The organism is Cupriavidus sp. CPT47-8839-RL05A (assembly GCF_058792255.1).
Genome location: NZ_JBYTEG010000011.1, coordinates 220,128 through 238,091, shown reverse-complemented (window position 1 = coordinate 238,091; position 17,964 = coordinate 220,128). Strand labels below are relative to the sequence as shown.

18 protein-coding genes are annotated in these 17,964 nt (G+C 69.2%); 8 read left to right on the top strand and 10 right to left on the bottom strand.

Features of this window, described 5'->3' with window-relative positions; translation table 11 throughout:
- Window positions 1–219: 219 nt before the first annotated feature.
- Window positions 220–1,254 (bottom strand): aldo/keto reductase, encoded by a 1,035-nt coding sequence (locus tag AC3WVS_RS16000; RefSeq protein ID WP_492319439.1) that lies wholly within the window; start codon window positions 1,252–1,254, stop codon window positions 220–222.
- Window positions 1,255–1,553: 299 nt separating this feature from the next.
- Between AC3WVS_RS16000 and AC3WVS_RS15995 the strand changes: the two genes are divergently transcribed.
- The 3 genes from AC3WVS_RS15995 to AC3WVS_RS15985 all read left to right on the top strand — a co-directional run bounded on the left by AC3WVS_RS15995 (window position 1,554) and on the right by AC3WVS_RS15985 (window position 4,822).
- Complete coding sequence (locus AC3WVS_RS15995) at window positions 1,554–2,783, top strand: NAD(P)/FAD-dependent oxidoreductase (protein WP_492319438.1); 1,230 nt, start codon at window positions 1,554–1,556, stop codon at window positions 2,781–2,783.
- A gap of 64 nt (window positions 2,784–2,847) precedes the next feature.
- Window positions 2,848–3,579: a 3-oxoacyl-ACP reductase FabG gene (gene fabG / locus AC3WVS_RS15990; protein ID WP_011617927.1), complete on the top strand. Its 732-nt coding sequence runs from the start codon at window positions 2,848–2,850 to the stop codon at window positions 3,577–3,579.
- 25 nt (window positions 3,580–3,604) lie between these two features.
- The gene (locus AC3WVS_RS15985; RefSeq protein WP_492319437.1) at window positions 3,605–4,822 is read left to right on the top strand and encodes a cation:proton antiporter; all 1,218 of its coding nucleotides are present in this window, start codon (window positions 3,605–3,607) and stop codon (window positions 4,820–4,822) included.
- Window positions 4,823–4,837: 15 nt separating this feature from the next.
- Here AC3WVS_RS15985 and AC3WVS_RS15980 read toward each other — a convergent pair whose 3' ends face one another.
- Window positions 4,838–5,743: a LysR family transcriptional regulator gene (locus AC3WVS_RS15980; RefSeq protein WP_492319436.1), complete on the bottom strand. Its 906-nt coding sequence runs from the start codon at window positions 5,741–5,743 to the stop codon at window positions 4,838–4,840.
- A gap of 135 nt (window positions 5,744–5,878) precedes the next feature.
- On the opposite strand from AC3WVS_RS15980, the gene AC3WVS_RS15975 reads away from it, so the two are divergent.
- Window positions 5,879–7,186, top strand: coding sequence for an SGNH/GDSL hydrolase family protein (locus tag AC3WVS_RS15975; RefSeq protein WP_492319435.1), 1,308 nt, complete (start codon window positions 5,879–5,881; stop codon window positions 7,184–7,186).
- Here the strand turns inward: AC3WVS_RS15975 and AC3WVS_RS15970 are convergent.
- From AC3WVS_RS15970 to AC3WVS_RS15960, 3 genes are all read right to left on the bottom strand, one after another.
- Window positions 7,144–7,797 carry a glutathione S-transferase family protein gene (locus AC3WVS_RS15970; protein ID WP_492319434.1) on the bottom strand — a complete coding sequence of 218 codons (654 nt, stop codon included), beginning with the start codon at window positions 7,795–7,797 and terminating at the stop codon, window positions 7,144–7,146. The two genes, AC3WVS_RS15975 and AC3WVS_RS15970, sit on opposite strands and share 43 nt — an antisense overlap.
- Before the next feature lie 42 nt (window positions 7,798–7,839).
- Entirely contained in the window at window positions 7,840–8,796 is a 957-nt protein-coding gene (gene pip / locus AC3WVS_RS15965) for a prolyl aminopeptidase (RefSeq protein WP_492319433.1), read from the bottom strand.
- A gap of 69 nt (window positions 8,797–8,865) precedes the next feature.
- Window positions 8,866–9,753 carry a LysR substrate-binding domain-containing protein gene (locus tag AC3WVS_RS15960; protein WP_492319432.1) on the bottom strand — a complete coding sequence of 296 codons (888 nt, stop codon included), beginning with the start codon at window positions 9,751–9,753 and terminating at the stop codon, window positions 8,866–8,868.
- 145 nt (window positions 9,754–9,898) lie between these two features.
- Here AC3WVS_RS15960 and AC3WVS_RS15955 point away from each other — a divergent pair, with 145 nt between their 5' ends.
- Both AC3WVS_RS15955 and AC3WVS_RS15950 read left to right on the top strand, forming a co-directional pair.
- Window positions 9,899–10,297, top strand: a complete 399-nt coding sequence (locus tag AC3WVS_RS15955) for a RidA family protein (RefSeq protein ID WP_492319431.1) — start codon at window positions 9,899–9,901, stop codon at window positions 10,295–10,297.
- Window positions 10,294–11,430, top strand: a complete 1,137-nt coding sequence (locus tag AC3WVS_RS15950; protein WP_492319430.1) for an NADH:flavin oxidoreductase — start codon at window positions 10,294–10,296, stop codon at window positions 11,428–11,430. Before AC3WVS_RS15955 ends, AC3WVS_RS15950 begins: the two co-directional genes overlap by 4 nt.
- Here AC3WVS_RS15950 and AC3WVS_RS15945 read toward each other — a convergent pair.
- Genes AC3WVS_RS15945 through AC3WVS_RS15930 form a run of 4 tightly spaced genes read right to left on the bottom strand, consistent with a single transcriptional unit; the run spans window position 11,417 to window position 14,702 of the window.
- Window positions 11,417–11,839: a RidA family protein gene (locus tag AC3WVS_RS15945; protein WP_492319429.1), complete on the bottom strand. Its 423-nt coding sequence runs from the start codon at window positions 11,837–11,839 to the stop codon at window positions 11,417–11,419. The two genes, AC3WVS_RS15950 and AC3WVS_RS15945, sit on opposite strands and share 14 nt — an antisense overlap.
- Window positions 11,829–12,974, bottom strand: a complete 1,146-nt coding sequence (locus tag AC3WVS_RS15940) for a DSD1 family PLP-dependent enzyme (protein ID WP_492319428.1) — start codon at window positions 12,972–12,974, stop codon at window positions 11,829–11,831. The genes AC3WVS_RS15945 and AC3WVS_RS15940 overlap by 11 nt, the downstream gene beginning before the upstream one ends.
- 43 nt (window positions 12,975–13,017) lie before the next feature.
- The gene (locus AC3WVS_RS15935; protein ID WP_492319427.1) at window positions 13,018–14,022 is read right to left on the bottom strand and encodes a tripartite tricarboxylate transporter substrate-binding protein; all 1,005 of its coding nucleotides are present in this window, start codon (window positions 14,020–14,022) and stop codon (window positions 13,018–13,020) included.
- Between the two features lie 11 nt (window positions 14,023–14,033).
- Window positions 14,034–14,702 carry an HAD family hydrolase gene (locus AC3WVS_RS15930; protein WP_492319426.1) on the bottom strand — a complete coding sequence of 223 codons (669 nt, stop codon included), beginning with the start codon at window positions 14,700–14,702 and terminating at the stop codon, window positions 14,034–14,036.
- 129 nt (window positions 14,703–14,831) lie between these two features.
- On the opposite strand from AC3WVS_RS15930, the gene AC3WVS_RS15925 reads away from it, so the two are divergent.
- A complete protein-coding gene (locus AC3WVS_RS15925; protein WP_492319425.1) occupies window positions 14,832–15,779 on the top strand; it encodes a LysR family transcriptional regulator in 948 nt (315 codons plus the stop codon).
- A gap of 12 nt (window positions 15,780–15,791) precedes the next feature.
- On the opposite strand, the gene AC3WVS_RS15920 is transcribed toward AC3WVS_RS15925, so the two are convergent.
- Window positions 15,792–16,790 carry an AraC family transcriptional regulator gene (locus AC3WVS_RS15920; protein ID WP_492319424.1) on the bottom strand — a complete coding sequence of 333 codons (999 nt, stop codon included), beginning with the start codon at window positions 16,788–16,790 and terminating at the stop codon, window positions 15,792–15,794.
- A 190-nt stretch (window positions 16,791–16,980) separates the two neighbouring features.
- Between AC3WVS_RS15920 and AC3WVS_RS15915 the strand changes: the two genes are divergently transcribed.
- Window positions 16,981–17,961 carry a quinone oxidoreductase family protein gene (locus tag AC3WVS_RS15915; RefSeq protein WP_492319423.1) on the top strand — a complete coding sequence of 327 codons (981 nt, stop codon included), beginning with the start codon at window positions 16,981–16,983 and terminating at the stop codon, window positions 17,959–17,961.
- Window positions 17,962–17,964: the final 3 nt, after the last annotated feature.

Below are 17,964 nucleotides of genomic sequence, written 5' to 3'. Positions count from 1 at the left end.
GGGCTTCCCTGTTGGGCCGATGCAGCGCGCAGGCGCTGCCATGCACCGGCTCGAAGCGCTATGTTCTCGCGGCGCGCGCACGCCGCGCGCCGCCTGTCTTGATATTAGTAGGAGTAAAGGCAGCCTGCAGCAAGCGCGCGCGCGGGCATCGTGCCGTTGCATACAGGCATCACTCCAGGCAGCGCCTGCGCCACATTGCGCCCCTGTCCGAAAGGGTCATCAGGCTGCCTGCGCGCGTGCCACGGGCCGTCCCCCGAACGGGTAACCCGGGTCGTTGTAGCCATGCGTCGAGGCATGACCCGGCGACACCAGCGCATCGACCATCGATTCTTCCTCGGGTGTGATGACGGCACCGGGAGCGCCCAGATAGTCCTCGAATTGCGCCAGCGTGCGCGGACCGGCAATGACCGACGAGATGATCGGGTTGGCCAGCACCCACGCCGTGGCGAACTGGCCCGGCGTCAGCCCGCGCCCTTCGGCATGGACCTTGAGCTGCTGTGCGATCACCAGCGATTCTTCGCGGAACTCGGTTTCCATCATGCGGCGGTCGGCGCGGCCGGCGCGCGTGCCCTCGCCCGGTGCCTGCCCGGGTGCGTACTTGCCGGTCAGCACGCCGCGCGCCACCGGGCTGTAGGGCACCACGCCCAGCCCGTAGTGCTCGCATGCCGGCAGGATCTCCACCTCCGGCATCCGGTTCAGCAGGTTGTAGTAGGGCTGGCACGCCACCGGGCGCGGCACGCCCAGCTCGCCGCACAGCCGTGCGATCTCCGCGATGCGCCAGCCGCGGAAGTTCGACACCGCCCAGTAGCGGATCTTGCCGCTGCGCACCAGGTCGCCCATCGCCCGCACCGCCTCTTCCAGGTTCGCGCCGGGATAGTCGCGGTGCAGGTAGAGAAGGTCGATGTAGTCCGTCGCCAGCCGGTGCAGGCTGTCCTCCACCGCGCGCAGGATCCAGGTCCGCGAATAGTGCCCGTGATTGGGCGCCGCCTGCATCGCGTTGCCCAGCTTGGTGGCAAGCACCCAGTCGTGGCGGCTGGCGGTCAGCAGGCGCCCGACCATCTGCTCCGACGCGCCCTTGGTATACACGTCGGCGGTGTCGATGAAGTTCACGCCGTGATCGCGCGCGCTGGCGACGATGCGGGCGGCTTCGGCCTCATCGGTCTGGTCGGCGAACATCATGGTGCCCAGGCAGAGTGCCGAAACGCGCAGGTTGCTGGCGCCGAGGCGGCGGTAAGGCATGGTGGTGGCGGGCATGGTGGCTCCTTGGGATGGGGTGGGATGGCGTCGGGGTGGTGAAAGCACAGGGCACAGGCGGAAACGGCAGGCTGTGACCACGGTTCCACATTTTGCCGCGAGTCGGCGTGGCTTGCTGGCCCCCCTGCCGGTGTCCGTGCGGCCCATCGGGTATCCAGCCCGGGAGAATTGGTTTCAATATGTTGCAGGCCGGCCAACGGGAGCCAATTTGCAGTCATATTCTTGCGTTTGCCGCGTGAGGATGACGCTTTGCGCTACCCTCGCGGCCTCCATGCAATAGAAGAAAAGAATCGAATCTTATGAAAACGGAAACCACGGATGTCGTCATCATCGGCGCAGGGCCCGCGGGCTCGGTCGCGGCCGGCTTGCTGCGCAAGCATGGGATTCCGGTGCTGGTGATCGAGAAGGAAACCTTCCCGCGCTTTTCCATCGGCGAAAGCCTGCTGCCGCAGAGCATGGCCTACATCGAAGAGGCAGGCATGCTGCGCGCGGTGGTGGAAGCGGGCTTCCAGTACAAGAACGGCGCCGCCTTCTCGCGCGGCGACCGGCAGACCGCCTTCGACTTCCGCGAGAAGTTCTCGCCGGGCTGGGGCACCACCTACCAGGTGCAGCGCGCGCGCTTTGACGACGTGCTGATCCGCGAGGCGGCGCGCCAGGGCGCCGAGGTGCGCTTCTCGCACCTGGTCGAGGACGTCGACGTCAGCGGCGCGCAGCCTGAGGTGACCGTGCGTGCGCCGGACGGCAGCCGGTACACCGTGCGCGCGAAGTTCCTGCTTGATGCCTCCGGCTTTGGCCGCATCCTGCCGCGCCTGCTGCAGCTGGAATCGCCGTCGGGCTTCCCGGTGCGCAGCGCGCTCTTCACCCACGTGGAAGACCGCATCGCGCCAGGCGCCTTTGACCGCAACAAGATCCTGATCAGCGTGCATCCGCAACACCCGGACGTCTGGTACTGGACCATCCCGTTCTCGGATGGCCGCTGCTCGCAGGGCGTGGTTGCCGAGAAGGCATTCCTGGACCGCTACACCGGCACCGAGACCGAACGGCTGCGGGCGCTGGTGGCCGAGGAACCCGGCCTGGCAAAGCTGCTTGGCAACGCGCAGTGGGACACCCCGGCGCGCCAGATCGCCGGCTATTCGGCCAATGTGAAGTCACTGTGGGGCAACGGCTATGCACTGCTCGGCAATGCCGGGGAGTTCCTCGACCCGGTGTTCTCGTCCGGCGTGACCATCGCCTTCAAGTCGGCCAGCCTGGCAGCGCAATGCCTGGTGCGCCAGCTTGCCGGCAACACCGTGGACTGGGACAAGGACTTCGCCCAGCCGCTCAAGGCCGGCGTGGACTGCTTCCGCGTTTTTGTCGAAGCCTGGTACGAGGGCCGCTTCCAGCAGCTGATCTTCCATCCCAATGCCAACTCCGAAATCCGCGACATGATCTCGTCGATCCTGGCCGGCTACGCGTGGGACCGCAGCAACCCCTTCGTGGCCGAGCCACGCCGCCGGCTGGCGGTGCTGGAAGAATTCTGCCGCGTATGATGCGCCGCATCCGCATGCGTTCCGCTTTCGCGCGCGCAGAGGACTCTTTTCAAGGACACCAGGTATGACCAATCCGACCGTGCTGGTTACGGGATCGTCGCGCGGCATCGGGCGCGCCATCGCCCTGCGGCTGGCCCGCGACGGCTATGACGTGGTGGTGCATTGCCGCTCGCGCCGCGACGAAGCCGACTCGGTCGCCGACGCGGTGCGCGCCTGCGGCCGCAAAGCCCGCGTGTTGTGCTTCGACGTGGCCAGGCGCGAGGAAGCCGCGGCCGCGCTGCTGGCCGATATCGCCGCCCATGACTGCTACTACGGCGTGGTATGCAACGCCGGCCTGGCGCGCGACGCGGCCTTCCCGGCCATGAGCGGCGCCGAGTGGGACGAGGTGGTGCACACCAACCTCGACGCCTTCTACAACGTGCTCAACCCGGTGGTGATGCCGATGGTGCAGCGGCGCCAGCCCGGGCGCATCGTCACGCTGTCGTCGGTCTCGGGCCTGGTGGGCAACCGCGGCCAGACCAACTACAGCGCGGCCAAGGCCGGCATCATCGGCGCCACCAAGGCGCTGGCGATCGAACTTGCCAAACGCGCCATCACGGTCAACTGCGTGGCGCCCGGCCTGATCGACACCGACATGGTCGAGCAGCACGTGCGCGACGAGGCGCTGCGCATGATCCCGGCGCGGCGGCTCGGCACGCCCGACGAAGTGGCCGCGACCGTGGCCTTCCTGATGTCGCCCGACGCCGGCTATATCACGCGCCAGGTGATCTCGGTCAACGGGGGCATGTTCGGATGAAGCGCGTCGTCGCCAGCGTGGCCCGATGAACGGGGTCAGCATCTTCTTCCTGCAAGCGATGCTGGTGGTCGCCCTGCCCTACCTGCTATGGCGTGGTGCCGGCCTGCGCTCGGTGTTTCCGCTGGTCGGCGTGCAGGTGCTGGCCGGCATCGTGCTGGGGCCGTCGGTGTTCGGGCAGCTGGCGCCGCAGGGCTGGACCGCGCTGTTCGGCCCCGATCGCCTGCCGATGCTGTCCGGCCTGCAGTGGCTGGCGGTGACGCTGTTCTGCTTCCTGACCGGCCTGCACCTGCGCGAAGACAGCGTGCCTGCGCACTGGCGCGCGACCCTGCAGATCTCGCTGGGTAGCATTGCGGCGCCGTTCGCGCTGGGGGCCGCTGCCGGCTGGTGGATGACCACGGCCGGCTGGCCGGTCGCGGGGGAACTGGCCAGCCCCTCCTGGTTTGCCTGCGCCATGGGCATCTGCACCGCCGTCACGGCGCTGCCGGTGCTGGGTGCGCTGCTGCGCGAAATGCGCCTGACCGGCACCCGCCTGGGCCAGCTGGCCTTGCGCTGCGCGGCCGTCAACGATGCCTGGGTGTGGCTGTTCCTGACCCTGGTGCTGCTGCAGCATGGCGGCCAGGACGGCGCCAGCGGCCTCACCGTGGCGGCCCGCGCCGGTGCCTACCTGGGGTTCATGTTCCTGGCGGTGCGCCCCGCGCTGGCATGGCTGCTGCGCCGCCGCGCGCCGGAGACCGAGCTGCTGCTGGCGATGGCGCTGTTCCTGGTGCTGGCCTCGGCATTCCTGGGCGAACTGGCCGGGCTGCACCATGTGATGGGCGGCTTTGTCGCCGGGCTGGTATGGCCCGCGCGCGAAGCGCAGCGCGTGCGCCAGCAGCTCGAACCGGTCACGGTGGTGGTGCTGCTGCCCTTCTTCTTCCTCGCCGCCGGACTGCGCACCGAGATCTCGCTGGATAATCCGATGACACTGTGGATCGCGTTGCTGTCGCTGGTCATCGCGATCACCGGCAAGATGGCCGGCGTGGCGCTGCCCGCGCGCCGCGCCGGCATGGGCTGGCGCGAATCGCTGGCGCTGGGCACGCTGCTGCAGACCAAGGGCCTGGTCGAGGTGGTGGTGCTGACCGTGCTGCTGGACGCGCGCATCATCAGCACCGCGGCGTTTTCCGGGCTGCTGCTGATGGCGCTGGCCAGCACGCTGCTGGCGCGGCCGTTGACGATGCTGGTGGCGCGGGGCCGGTTGCATTAAGCGCCATCCGGCCGCTCACACCGGGGTCAATCCCGGCAACCCTGCAATCGCCTGCGCCAGGTAGTCCAGCAACAGCCGCACCCGCTCCGGCTGGTAGCGCCGCGACGGATAGACCAGGAAGGCTTCCTGCGCCGGACCGCTCCAGCGTGGCAACACGCGCTGCAGGGCGCCGCTGTCGAGCAGGTCCTGCACCAGCCATGCCGGGGTCATGCCAAAGCCGGCGCCGGCCAGGAAGCTCTCGCGCATCGCCAGCGAGTTGTTGACACGGTAGCGGCAGGGCGCGCTGACCGGCGCCTGCCCGCCGGGCCCGTCGAGCACGATCTCGTCGCCGGCGGCCAGCCAGGTGAAGCGCAGGATCTGGTGCCGCGCCAGGTCGGCCGGCTGCCGGATGCGCGGATGGCGTGCGAGGTAATCCGGCGAGGCCACCAGCAGCCGCGGCGACACCGCGATGCGGCGCGCGACCACGTTGGGCGGCAGCGAGGCGCCGAGGCGCACCGCGATGTCGACGCCCTCCTCCACCAGGTCGACGAAGCGGTCGTCGAACAGCAACTCCACCTCCACCCCCGGATAGCGCTGCTGGAACGCCAGCACCAGCGCATTGAGCCGCAGCACGCCGAAGCTGGCCGGCGCGCTGACACGCACCCGCCCGGCCGGCTGCCCGGACATGCCACGCGCATCGCTGACCGCCTCGCCGTATTCATCCAGCACGCGGCGCGCGCGCTCATGGAAGCGCCGCCCCGCCTCGGTCGGCGACAGGCTGGTGGTGCTGCGCTCCAGCAGCCGCACGCCCATCTCTTTCTCCAGCGCAGCCACGACCTTGCTGATGGTCGGCTGGGTCGACTGCTGCTCGCGCGCCACCGCCGACAGGCTGCCCAGCTCCACGGCGCGCACGAAGACCTGCATTGCCCTGATGGTGTCCATGCCGTTCCTTGTGCCCACTCATTCCATCATGGCATGAGCGATATGCCATTCTGCCCGCTACCTGTCATTTCTGGAATGCCCTACCTTTGGCGTCATCCCGGCACCAACGCCGGTCCACGAACCGAGGCAAACCCAATGCTCCGCATTCCCCGCATCCTGCGCCGCCTGACTGCGCTGACGTTCTCCGCCACCATCGCCAGCACCGCGGCGCTGGCCAGCCCCTTGCAGGACCCGGCCTGGCTGACCAGCTGGATGGCAAGCCAGCAGCCGGTGTGGCAGCCCGGCGCCCAGCCGCTGCCGACTGGCGTGCCCGCGGTGCTGTCCGGCCAGACGCTGCGCCAGGTGGTACGGCTCAGCGTGGGCGGCAAGCGCGTGCGCGTGGTGCTGTCCAACCCTTACGGCCGCCACCCGGTCGCGGTCGGCGCGGCGCAACTCGCGCGCCATGCCGGCAGTGGCAGTACCGAGGCGGCGGGCAGCCGCGCGGTGACGTTCCGCGGCAGCGCGTCGGTGATCATCCCGGCTGGCCAGTCCGTGGCAAGCGATCCGGTCGCCTTCGACGCCCCCGCACTGGGCGAACTGGCACTCAGCCTCTACCTGCCGCAACCGACAGCGATCGAGTCGTTCCATTGGGATGGGCGCCAGACCGCGTGGCTCGCGGCCGGCAATGCGACTACGCGGGCCATGCTGCCTGCGCCGCAGTGGTTCAGCGCGCGCATCCTGCTCAGCGAGGTGCAGGTCGATGCGCCCGGGCATGCCGGCGCCGTGGTGGCCATCGGCGATTCGATCACCGAGGGCAACGGCTCAACCCCCGACACCAACCGCCGCTGGCCCGACGTGCTGGCACAGCGTGCGGCCGGCAACGGCGTGGCTGTGCTCAATGCCGGCATCTCCGGCGGCCGGCTGCTGCGCGATGGCATGGGGGAGTCCGCGCTGGCGCGGCTGGATCGCGACGTACTGAGCCAGCCGCATGTGCGCACCGTGATCGCGGCGATCGGCATCAACGATATCGCCTGGCCGGGCTCCACCTTTGCACCGGGCGATGCGGTGCCGCAGGCCGCCGCGCTGATCGAGGGCTACCGCCGCCTGATCGCGCGCGCCCACGCGCGCGGCGTGCGCGTGATCGGCGCCACCATCACGCCGTTTGCGGGGGCGCTGCGCGATACGCCGATCCGCGGCTATGACAGCCCGGGCAAGGAAGCGGTGCGGCTGGCGGTCAACGACTGGATCCGCAACGGCGGCGCGTTCGATGGGGTGGTGGACTTCGACGCCGCGGTGCGCGATCCCGCGCGCCCGCAGGCGCTGCTGCCGGCGTTCGACAGCGGCGACCACCTGCATCCCGGCGACGCGGGCTATCGCGCCATGGCGGCGCAGATCGATGCGGCGCTGCCTGAGCTTGCCCGTCAGTCCCGGTCCGGCGCACCCGGTGGAAAGAGCGGGCGGTAGGGCCGCGCCTCGTCCACCGCGCGCGCGAACGATGGCCGCGCCAGCAGCCGGTTGCGATAAGCGCGCACATTGGCGCGCGCATCCGGGATGGGATGCACCCAGTCCGCATAGAACAGCGACGGCGCGGCAGCGCAATCGGCCAGCGTGAAGGCGCCGCCCGCGGCCCATTCCCGGCCGGCCAGCGTTGGCTCAAGCCAGGCATAGGCTGAGTCAAGCAGCTTGCGCGCCTCGGCCACGCCATAGGCATCGCGGTGCTCCGCCGGGCGCAGGTAGTCGGCCACGATGCGTTGCATCGGCGTCATCACGTACTGGTCGAAGAAGCGGTCGAGCATGCGCACTTCCAGCGCGGCGTCGGGCGAATCCGGCAGCCAGCGCACGGGGCCGCGGTGATGCTGGTCCAGGTAGTCGATGATGATGCTCGACTCGAGCACCGTGCGGCTGCCGTCGACCAGCACCGGCATGCGCCTGAGCGGCCACAGCCTGGCGAGTTCGTCCATGTTCTGCGCGTGTTCTGGCGACAGCATCCGGAATTCGAAGGGGATGGCGTTCTCGTACAGCGCAACCAGGACCTTCTGGCAATAGGACGAAAACGGGTGGGCGTATAGCTCCATCGTGGTCTCCGGTGGTGATCTTCGGTGGTGGTCGGCGCGCGACTACTGCTGCGCCGCAAAGCGATCGGTTGCGGCAATCAGCTGGTCCATGATGCCCGGCTCGGTCCACGCATGGCCGGCGCCTTCGATCAGGTGGAAATCGGCCGTGGGCCACGCCTGGTGCAGCGCATAGGCATAGCGCACCGGGCACGGCATGTCATAGCGGCCGTGCACGATCACGCCGGGGATGTCGGCCAGCTTGTGCGCGTCGCGCAGCAGCTGCCCGTCTTCCAGCCAGCAGCGGTGCGTGAAATAGTGGTTCTCCAGCCGCGCGAACGCCAGCGCGAAGTGCCCGTCGTCATGCTTGGCGCTGTTGCCGGCGTCCGGCAACAGCGTGATGGTCTCGCCTTCCCAAACGCTCCATGCGCGTGCCGCTTCCACCTGCTTGTCCTGGTCGTCACCGGTCAGCAGCTTGCGGTACGCGGCCATCATGTTGCCGCGCTCGGCCTCGGGCACCGGCGCCTGGAAACGCGCCCACTTGTCGGGAAACATCTCGGACACGCCGTATTGGTAGTACCAGTCCAGCTCCGCCTGCGACACCGTGTAGATGCCACGCAGCACCAGCTCGCTGACGCGCTGCGGGTGCTTCTGCGCATAGGCCAGCGCCAGCGTCGAGCCCCATGAGCCGCCGAACACCAGCCAGCGCTCCACGCCGGCCAGATCGCGCAGGCGCTCGATATCGTCGACCAGGTGCCAGGTGGTGTTGGCCTCCAGCCCCGCATGCGGCGTCGAACGCCCGCAGCCGCGCTGGTCGAACAGCAGCACGTCATAGCGCGCCGGATCGAACAGCCGCCGGTGGTCCGCAGAGATCCCGCCACCGGGCCCGCCGTGCAGGAACACCGCCGGCTTGGCGCCGGGTGTGCCCACGCGCTCGTAGTAGATGACATGCCCGTCGCCGGCATCCAGCGTGCCGGTTTCATAGGGCTCGATTTCGGGATAGAGGGTGCGCAAGGCGGGCATGGATATGGTCTACGGAGATCGGGAGCCACAGTGTACGCCGGAGGGAACTGCAAACAAGTAGCCCGCCCCCTAACCGGCAAACACCGCCTTCACCCAGTCCCTCAGCAACCGCGTGGCGGGACGCTCCGCGGCGCGCTCGCTGTAGACAAGGTCATAGCGGAAGCTCTCCAGCGTAAGCCCGAAGGGCTGCACCAGCACGCCCGAGGCCAGCTCTTCCGCGACCAGCGTCAGGCTGAGCAGGCCGACTCCCTGCCCCGCGATGGTCGCCTGCACGGCGTGGATCTCGTCGGTAAAGCTGAGGCCAGCCTGTGGATCGGTGACCTCGACGCCGGCGTGCGCCAGCCACTGGCGCCATACCGGCGCGCGCTCGTCATCGCGCGCGCCGGCGCCCCATTCAAAGTGCACCAGCGTGGCATGCTTCAGGTCTTGCACGCTGGCCAGCTTCAGGCCGGGGCTGCAGACCGGCGCAAACCGGTCGCGGAACAACGGCTCGACCACCAGGCCGGGATAGCTGCCGCTGCCGTAGCGGATGGCAGCGTCCGCATCGTGGTCCAGGTCGACGATCTGGTCCGACGCATCCAGGCGCAGCGTCCAGTCAGGGTAGGCCGCGCGGAACTGGCCGGCGCGCGGTGCCAGGCGCCTGGCCATGAAGGCAACGGTCGACGTCAGCGTGGCAACGTTGGCCTGTCCGCTGCGCTGCACCGCCAGCACGGCGCGCTCCATCCCGTCCAGGCCGTCCCGCACCGCGGGAAACAACTGATGCCCGGCGGGCGTCAGGCGCACCTTGCGGGTCTGGCGCTCGAACAGCTTCACGCCAAGGCTCTCTTCCAGCAACCGGATCTGGTGGCTGACCGCCGTCGGCGTGACGTGCAGTTCGTCCGCCGCGTGCTTGAAGCTGGCGCGCCGGGCGGCGGCTTCAAAGGTGCGCAGGGCACCCAGTGGCGGCAGTTTGCGCAAGCTTCCTCCTTAGATGAGATGCATTCATGTGTCGACTGAAAAGCAACCATTTGTCGCGGCCTGATCCCGCTCCGATACTTGACCCATCGGATCGGCCATCCAGGCGATCAGGTGAATTCTACTAAACCATCTACCGGAGTCAGCAATGCTGCTGGAACAAGTCCACACCCAACCCGACCCCTATGCTCCCTATCTGCTTTCGCAAGCCATCCGGGCCGGCGGCTTCCTCTTCGTCTCCGGCCAGGCCGGGGTCGGCGACGATGGCGCCATCGTGGGCCGTGACGACTTCGATGCCCAGGCCGAGCAGGCGTTCAGCAACCTCAGGCGCGCGCTGCAGGCGGGCGGCTCGGGGCTGGACCGCGTGGTGAAGGTGACGATCTTCCTGACCTCGATGGCACACTTCCCGAAGATCGTCGAACTGCGCCGCAAGTGGTTCTCTGCCCCCTATCCGGCCGACACCATCGTCGAGGTCTCGGCGCTCTACTCGCCGGACGCGAAGATCGAGATCGAAGCCATCGCCCTGGCCGCAGAGGCTGCGCGATGACCACGCCCGCCACCCCATCGCTGTTCGATACGCTGGCGCTGAACGGCGTGCCGCTGCGCAACCGGCTCGCGGTGGCGCCGATGACGCGCATCAGCGCCACCGCCGCAGGCGTCCCCACCGAGGCCATGACGCGCTACTACGCAGGCTTTGCCCGCGGCGGCTTTGGCCTCATCGTCACGGAGGGCATCTATACCGACCGTGCCTATGCCCAGGGCTATGCCGGCCAGCCCGGTTTGACGGATGCGCAGCAAGTGGCCGCGTGGCGCCAGGTGGTTGCCGCGGTCCACCAGCAGGGCGGGCGCATCGTGGCCCAGCTGATGCACGCCGGTGCGCTGTCGCAAGCCAACCGCTTCCGCGACCACACGGTCGGACCCTCGGCGGTGCAGCCCAAGGGGCAGCAGATGACCGTGTATGCCGGCAAGGGTCCATACCGGATGCCGCGCGCCATGGAAGAGGCGGACATCCTGCAGGCCATCGAAGGCTTTGCGCAGGCCGCCCGGCTGGCCCGTGACGCGGGTTTCGACGGCGTTGAAATCCACGGTGCCAATGGCTATCTGCTGGATCAGTTCCTGACGGGCTATACGAATCAACGCCAGGACGCGTGGGGCGGCAGCATCGCGCAGCGCATGCGCCTGCCGCTGGAAACCGTCCGCGCGGTGCGCGTTGCCGTGGGGGCGGTCTTTCCCGTCGGCATGCGCATCTCGCAAGGCAAGGTCAATGATTTCGTCCACAAGTGGCCGGAAGGCGCGGAGGGCGCGGCCGCCGTTTTCTCCGCGCTCGCGGCGAGCACCGTGGACTACCTCCACGTGACGGAGCACGAAGCATGGCAGCCCGCCTTCGCGGACCACGGCGCGACGCTGGTGCAGCTTGCACGCCGTGCCGCACCCGGGCTCGCGATCGTGGCCAACGGCAGCCTGCATGAGCCATCGCGCGCTGCCAGCCTGCTGGACGATGGCGCGACGCTGGTCGCGCTCGGACGCGGCGCCCTTGCGAATCCGGACTGGCCGGTGCTGGTGCGCGAGGGACAGCCGGTGCGGCCGTTCGATGCGGCCGTTCTCGCGCCGCTGGGCAATATCAAGGATGCCGAACTAGCGCTGCGCGAAGCACGCCGCCCAGCGGTCACGCCGGGCTGACGGTCGCAACCGCCACGGCCTCCACCTCGACCTTCAGCCCGAAATGCAGCGGGCCGGTGGGCACCACGGCCCTGGCCGGCCGCGCCTCGCCGGCCCATGCGGCGTAGATCGCGTTGAAGGCGGGCCAGTTGTCCATCGTGTCCACGTAGACGCGCACCTGTACCAGCGCCTCGATGCTGCTGCCGGCGGCAAGCAGTGCGGCCTCGACGTTGGCCAGCGCCTGTTGCGCCTGTGCAGCGAACGTCGCGTCGACCAGCTTGCGTCCGTCCGGTGCAATCGGCAACTGGCCGGAGATAAAGACCAGGCCGCCGGCAGCGGCGGCATGGCTGTAGTGGCCGCCTGGTGCGGCGAGCGAAGCGGGACTGACTGTGCGTACCGCGCCGTGTTCATCGTTGAGCTTACCAGCCATGCAGACGGCTCCATTCGGTGGCCGCGCCATCCTCGGCAATGGCGTGGTAGGTGGGAAACTGCGCCCCGGTGGCGCAGGCGTGATTGGGCAGGATGCGCAGCATCGTGCCGACGGGCAAGCGTGCGGTGATATCCGGATCAGGCGTGCCTTCGCGCGAGAGGATGCCATGCTCCTGGTTGGCGCCGCTGAGGACGTAACCGGGCATGACGGTGCCGTCGATGGCGCAGGCCTGGCCGTAGCCGAAGTCGTGCTTCTGCTTCTGCGTGCCGCGGTCGCGGCTCATGGCCATCCAGCCGGCATCGACGATGGCCCAGCCCTTTTCCGGCTGATGCCCGATCACGGTGGTCAGCACGCTCAGCGCCACCTCGTCTTCGGTGCAGACGCCGACATTGCGCATGACCAGGTCGAAGAATACATAGACCCCCGCGCGCACCTCGGTCACGCCTTCCAGGCTGGCTGCCGACAGCGCGGTCGGGGTCGAGCCCACGCTGACCTCCGGGCACGGCAGGCCCGCCGCGCGCAGCCGCGTGGCGGCGCGCACGCAGCCGGCACGCTCTTGCTCGGCCATGGCCGCAAGTGCCGCGGGCGTGTCCAGGTCATAGCTGGAGCCGGCGTGCGTCATCACCCCGCCCAGGCGCACATCGCCATCATGCAGGATGCGCGCCACGTCGATCAGCGCGGGGGCGTCGGGGCGGACGCCGGAGCGGTGGCCATCGGTATCGATTTCGATCCAGACCTCGAACGCCTCGCGGTGTTCGTTGCAGAAGGCGACGATGGCGCGCGCGGACTCCACGCTGTCGGTCACGATCTTGAGATCGCAGCCGCGGCGGCGCAGCGCCAGCGCCTGGGGCAGCTTGCTCGCCACCATGCCCACGCCGTAGAGGATGTCGGTGATGCCGGCGTCGAAGAAGTGCGCGGCTTCCTTCAGCGTGGAGACGGTGATGCCGCTTGCGCCCGCATCGATCTGCGCGCGCACGACCGGCGTGCATTTGCTGGTCTTGGCATGCGGGCGGAAGCGCACGCCGAGCGCATCCATGCGCGCCTGCATGCGGTGGATATTGCGCAGCATGCGCGGGGTGTCGATCACTGCCGCAGGCGTTTCCAGGCTGCGCAGCGTGGCGGAGGAATCAAGCATGTTGTCGTTGGTGATGGTTGGTTCAGGAGGGCCGCGGCCCGCTTCAGTCGGCAAACTGCCCCTTGGCCTTCAGGGCGGGCACGTCATCGCGCAGGCCGCGCGAGATCAGGCCGGAGACCACGCCCGGATCCATCGCGCCGGCGGCAGGCAAGTCAACCCCGACCGCCTGCATCTGGCGGCGCAACTGGGGATCTGCCGCGGCGACGGTCATGGCGGCGTTGAGCCGCGTGACGACGGCATCCGGCGTGCCTTTGGGCACGAACAGCGCATTCCATGAGCGCAGGTCAAGCGGATAGCCCGACTCCCTGGCCGTGGCGACCGCTGGCAATGGCTTCAGGCGCTCGCCTGACAGCACCGCCAGCGCCTTGATCTTGCCGCCGGCCAGCTGCGGCAGCGCCGTGGTGGTCTGGTCGCACATGAAGTCGACCTGGCCGCCCATCAGGTCGCTGATGGCGGGCGCCACGCCGCGGTAAGGCACATGCGTGACCTTCTGCTTCATCGCCGCCAGCAGCATCACGCAGCCGTAGTGCGAGACCGAGCCCACGCCCGCGCTGCCGTACGAAGCCTGGTCGCCGCGGCGGGCCAGCCAGGCGCTGAACTCCTGCAGGTTGCTGGCTGGCAGATCGGCGCGAGCGATCAGCAGGAGCGGCGCCGAACCCGCCAGGCCGATGGGGCGGAAGTCCGCCACCGGGTCATAGGGCAGCTTCTTGTACAAGGCGACGTTGGCCACATGCGTGCCGATAGTGCCCAGGCCCAGCGTATAGCCGTTGGGCTCGGCCCTGGCCACCTTGCCCAGGCCGACGGTGCCGCCCGCGCCGGAGAGGTTCTCGATCACCACTTGCTGGCCGAGTTCGTCGCCCATCTGCCTGGCGAAGCCGCGCGCCAGCGCGTCACTGGGCCCGCCTGCGGGGAATGGCACCACCAGGGTGATCGGCCGTGCCGGGAAGGCCTGGCCCTGTGCCATCGCGTGCGTGGCCATGGCCAGCGCCGCGGCGGCAGCCAGCCGGCGCAGCAGCCGCGGGGAAATTGCAGAAGGCTTGCAGGTCATGGCAAAGCTCCTCAGCGCGTGCCGGCATGGAAGGACCGCAACCATGGCAGTGCCGGCGCCAGCGTCGACGACTCGGCCTCAGGCGCAGGCGCGCCGCCGGGCAGGGCCAGGCCGACGCGGTTGTGCCAGTAGGTGCGCAGCCCGACGGCGGAGGTGCCGAACATGTCGTAGCCGGAGCCCGCGACAAACGCGGCATCCTCAGCACGCACGTCGAGCTTCTGCAGCGCAAGCCGGTAGGGACGCGGATCCGGTTTGTAGAAGCCGGCCGCTTCGGAAGTGATGACCACATCCCGGTCGATCCCCAGCAGGGCCGCGGCGCGCCGGCCCAGGCGCTCGGAACAGTTGGTCACCACCGCCAGGCGGCAATGCGGCCGCAGCGCCTGCAGCAGTTCGCGGGCACCGTCCCAGGGCGGCAGTTCGTCCCAATGCGCTTCCAGCGCGTCCGGGGCGCCGGGAGGCAGGCCGACCCGCGCGGCGGCCTCGCCCACCAGCTGCTCGTAGCCCACATAGGCGCCGCAGCCGTAAGTGAGCTTCAGGTACTCGGCGCGCCAGGCACGGCCCTGGGCCTCGGAGCCGGCCGCGGCATTCCAGACGGTCCAGGAGTCCAGCAGGGCGGTCAGCAGGTCGAACAGCACGGCGCGGGGCCAGGCGGGGGCGGTGGATGAGGCAAGTGTGTCCATGGCGTCCTTTGCGGGGCAGGTTGCGCGGAGGATTGGCAAGTTCCGCGCGGTTGTCTGAGGTTGCCAGTGTAGGTAGCGGATGGTCGCTCGTGGTTAAATCCGGGAACATCAATCGTTAAGCTGAAGTGAATGATCCAGATCGAGGACCTGCGCCTGGTCGAGGCGCTGGCGCAGTCGCCTTCGCTAAGCGCGGCGGCGCGCTCGCTGAACGTGACGCCGCCCGCGTTGTCGGCCCGCCTGCGCAAGCTGGAGGCGACACTGGGCCTGGCGCTGGCGACCCGCACCGCCAGGCGGCTGAGCCTGACGCCGGAGGGTGAGCGCTTCGCGCGAGAGGGGGCGGCCCTGCTGGCACAGCTCGACGCCTTGCCCGAGTCGTTCCGGCGCGAGGACAGCCGGCTGACGGGCACGCTGCGCATTGCCGCGCCGTTCGGCTACGGACGCCACCATGTGGCCCCGCTGCTGGCGCGCTTCGCCCAGCTGCATCCCGACCTGCGCCTGCAGCTTGACCTGCGCGAAACGCCCTGGCCCGACCGGCATGACTCGGACGCTGTCATCCATATCGGCGCCGTGCGCGATTCGTCCTGGATTGCGCGCACGCTTGCGTCCAATACGCGCTGGCTATGCGCCAGCCCCGCCTACCTGCGCCAGCGCGGCACGCCCGCCGTGCCGCGCGACTTGCTCGAGCATGCCTGCATCTGCATCCGCGAGAATGACGAGGACGTGACGCTTTGGCGCTTGCGCCGGGCCGGCACCGGGCGGCGTACATCGGCGCGCGAGAGCGTGCGCGTGGTGCCGGCCTATACCAGCAATGACGGCAGCGTCGCGCGGGCCTGGGCCGAACAGGGGCTGGGACTGGTGCTGCGCTCGGAATGGGACGCCGCCGACGCGGTGGCGCGCGGAGCGCTGGTGCGCGTGCTGGCAGACTGGGAATTCGACAGCGCGCCGGTGACGCTGCTGGTTCCTACGCGACGGGGACGCACGGCGCGCGTGCAGGCGCTGATGCAGTTCCTGGAAGAGGCCCTGGGAAGCGGCAAGCGGAACCAGGTGCCGGCGCGCCGGGCCCGTCCGCCAGGCTGAGACCTTATCCCGCTACCCCCCTGCGTGATCCCTGCGCCAGCTGGCCGGCGCCATCCCGAACTGCGCAGAAAACCACCGGGTAAAGGAGCTGGCCGACCCATACCCCAGCAACTGCGACACCCGCAGCAGCGAATAGCGCGGGTTCTCCACGTACCGTCGCGCCAGTTCGCGCCGCACGTCGTTCAGGATCTCAGTAAAGGTCTCGCCCGCGTCGTCGAGCTGGCGCTGCATGGTGCGCAGGCTCAGGCCCAGGCCCTCCGCCACGGCCTCGCAGGTGGCGCGGCCCATCGGCAGCATCAGGTAGATGGCGGCGCGCACTTCATGGCCGATGGACTGCGGGTTGGCGCGTGGCAGCGTGTCGATAAACTGCTGCGCGTAGCGTGCCATGACCGGATCCGCCGTCGGGTTCGGCGCGTCGAGGTCGGACGCGCGGCAGATGATGCCATTGCAGTCCGCGTTGAATTCCAGCGGGCAGCCGAACAGGCGGCGGTGGATGCGCAGGTCGGCCGGGGGCGCGTGCGTGAAGCTCACGCCGATCGGCTGCCAGCGCGGACCCAGCAGCAGCGCGCACATGCGGAAGACGACGCCGATGGCCAGCTCGGTGGCCTGCCGCGAGGGCGCGTCGCTGAGCACTTCCTGCCGGATGACCACGGCGCTGCCGGCATCCTCGAGCAACAGCGCCACCGAGTCGTTGACCAGGTGCCGGTAGCGGATGGTGGTGGCCAGCGCGGCGCGCAGCGTGGGCTGCTGGCTGATCAAGAGGCTCATCACGCCAAAGTCCGACAGCTGGCGCGACTCCGCCATGCGCAGCCCGAAGGTCGCGCAGGCCGAGGCCTGCGCGGCGGCTTCCAGCAGTGCCACGCAGGCGCTGAGCGGGACGCGCTGGTCGGGATCGTCCAGCCAGGCGCGCCGCAGCCGCGCCTGGCGCAGCAGCGGCTGCGGATCCAGGCCGAGGTCACGTGAAACCTCGAGGAAGTTGGTCAGTGCGGCTGCACGTATCAGGGTTTCCAAGCAGCGTTGCCTTGCGATGAGATGTCTGTTGGCGGCGCAGTCTGCCCGCCCGCAGCAGCGATCATAGGGCCGCGTGGCATGAAATGCAAAGTCATCGGTAGCCAATGCAAAGCCACCCGGGGCAGCAATCTCTACAGTTCCCTGCAGCTGCAGCGTGTTCTGCACCAACCAGATTCCAGGAGACAAGACCATGGCAAACGTTGTCCGCATGTACGAGACCGGCGGCCCCGAAGTGCTGCGCTATGAACACATGGAAGTGGGCGATCCGGGCCCGGGACAGGTCCGCATCCGCCACGTGGCGGTAGGACTGAACTACGCCGACACCTACTTCCGCAATGGCACCTATCCCGTGCCGCTGCCCAGCGGCATGGGCGTGGAGGCCGCCGGCGTGGTGGTATCCGTCGGCCCGGGCGTGACCAACGTGGCGGCGGGCGACCGCGTCACCTACACCGGCTTCGTCAACACGCTGGGCGCCTACAGCACCGAGCGCCTGGCACCGGCCGCGCCGCTGATCCGCCTGCCCGAGAGCATTGCCTTCGAAACCGCCGCGGCCATGACCATGCGCGGGCTGACCTCGGCCTACCTGATGCGCCGCATCTATCCGTTCAGCCAGGGCGACACCATCCTGCTGCACGCCGCGGCGGGCGGGGTCGGGCTGATCGTTTCGCAGTGGGCCAAGCTGCTGGGCCTGACCGTGATCGGCACGGTATCCACCGAAGCCAAGGCCGAAGTGGCGCGCGCGCACGGCTGCGACCACATCATCCAGTACACCCGCGAAGACGTGGCCAAGCGCGTGCGCGAGCTGACCGACGGCGTGGGAGTCTCGGTGGTATTCGACAGCGTCGGCAAGACCACCTTCATGGCGTCGCTGGATTCGCTCAAGCGGCGCGGCACCATGGTGTGCGTGGGTACCGCATCGGGCCCGATTCCGCCGTTCGACCCGGTGCTGCTGGCGATGAAGGGATCGCTGTTCCTGACGCGCCCGGCGCTGGCCGACTACATCGCCGACCCCGCGGAAAAGCAGGCGCTGGCGGGCGAGCTGTTCGACCACGTGGGCGCGGGCCGCATCCGCATCGGCATCAACCAGCGCTATGCGCTGGAAGACGCGGTGCAGGCGCACCAGGACCTGGAGGCGCGCCGCACCACCGGTTCGTCGATCTTCGTCATCTGAGAA

What these genes read in the sequence shown, in the direction of transcription:
- AC3WVS_RS16000 (WP_492319439.1), bottom strand. Translation starts at nt 1,254, where the DNA reads ATGCCCGCCACCACCATGCCTTACCGCCGCCTCGGCGCCAGCAACCTG.
- AC3WVS_RS15995 (WP_492319438.1), top strand. Translation starts at nt 1,554, where the DNA reads ATGAAAACGGAAACCACGGATGTCGTCATCATCGGCGCAGGGCCCGCG.
- fabG (WP_011617927.1), top strand. Translation starts at nt 2,848, where the DNA reads ATGACCAATCCGACCGTGCTGGTTACGGGATCGTCGCGCGGCATCGGG.
- AC3WVS_RS15985 (WP_492319437.1), top strand. Translation starts at nt 3,605, where the DNA reads ATGAACGGGGTCAGCATCTTCTTCCTGCAAGCGATGCTGGTGGTCGCC.
- AC3WVS_RS15980 (WP_492319436.1), bottom strand. Translation starts at nt 5,743, where the DNA reads ATGGACACCATCAGGGCAATGCAGGTCTTCGTGCGCGCCGTGGAGCTG.
- AC3WVS_RS15975 (WP_492319435.1), top strand. Translation starts at nt 5,879, where the DNA reads ATGCTCCGCATTCCCCGCATCCTGCGCCGCCTGACTGCGCTGACGTTC.
- AC3WVS_RS15970 (WP_492319434.1), bottom strand. Translation starts at nt 7,797, where the DNA reads ATGGAGCTATACGCCCACCCGTTTTCGTCCTATTGCCAGAAGGTCCTG.
- pip (WP_492319433.1), bottom strand. Translation starts at nt 8,796, where the DNA reads ATGCCCGCCTTGCGCACCCTCTATCCCGAAATCGAGCCCTATGAAACC.
- AC3WVS_RS15955 (WP_492319431.1), top strand. Translation starts at nt 9,899, where the DNA reads ATGCTGCTGGAACAAGTCCACACCCAACCCGACCCCTATGCTCCCTAT.
- AC3WVS_RS15950 (WP_492319430.1), top strand. Translation starts at nt 10,294, where the DNA reads ATGACCACGCCCGCCACCCCATCGCTGTTCGATACGCTGGCGCTGAAC.
- AC3WVS_RS15945 (WP_492319429.1), bottom strand. Translation starts at nt 11,839, where the DNA reads ATGGCTGGTAAGCTCAACGATGAACACGGCGCGGTACGCACAGTCAGT.
- AC3WVS_RS15940 (WP_492319428.1), bottom strand. Translation starts at nt 12,974, where the DNA reads ATGCTTGATTCCTCCGCCACGCTGCGCAGCCTGGAAACGCCTGCGGCA.
- AC3WVS_RS15935 (WP_492319427.1), bottom strand. Translation starts at nt 14,022, where the DNA reads ATGACCTGCAAGCCTTCTGCAATTTCCCCGCGGCTGCTGCGCCGGCTG.
- AC3WVS_RS15930 (WP_492319426.1), bottom strand. Translation starts at nt 14,702, where the DNA reads ATGGACACACTTGCCTCATCCACCGCCCCCGCCTGGCCCCGCGCCGTG.
- AC3WVS_RS15925 (WP_492319425.1), top strand. Translation starts at nt 14,832, where the DNA reads ATGATCCAGATCGAGGACCTGCGCCTGGTCGAGGCGCTGGCGCAGTCG.
- AC3WVS_RS15915 (WP_492319423.1), top strand. Translation starts at nt 16,981, where the DNA reads ATGGCAAACGTTGTCCGCATGTACGAGACCGGCGGCCCCGAAGTGCTG.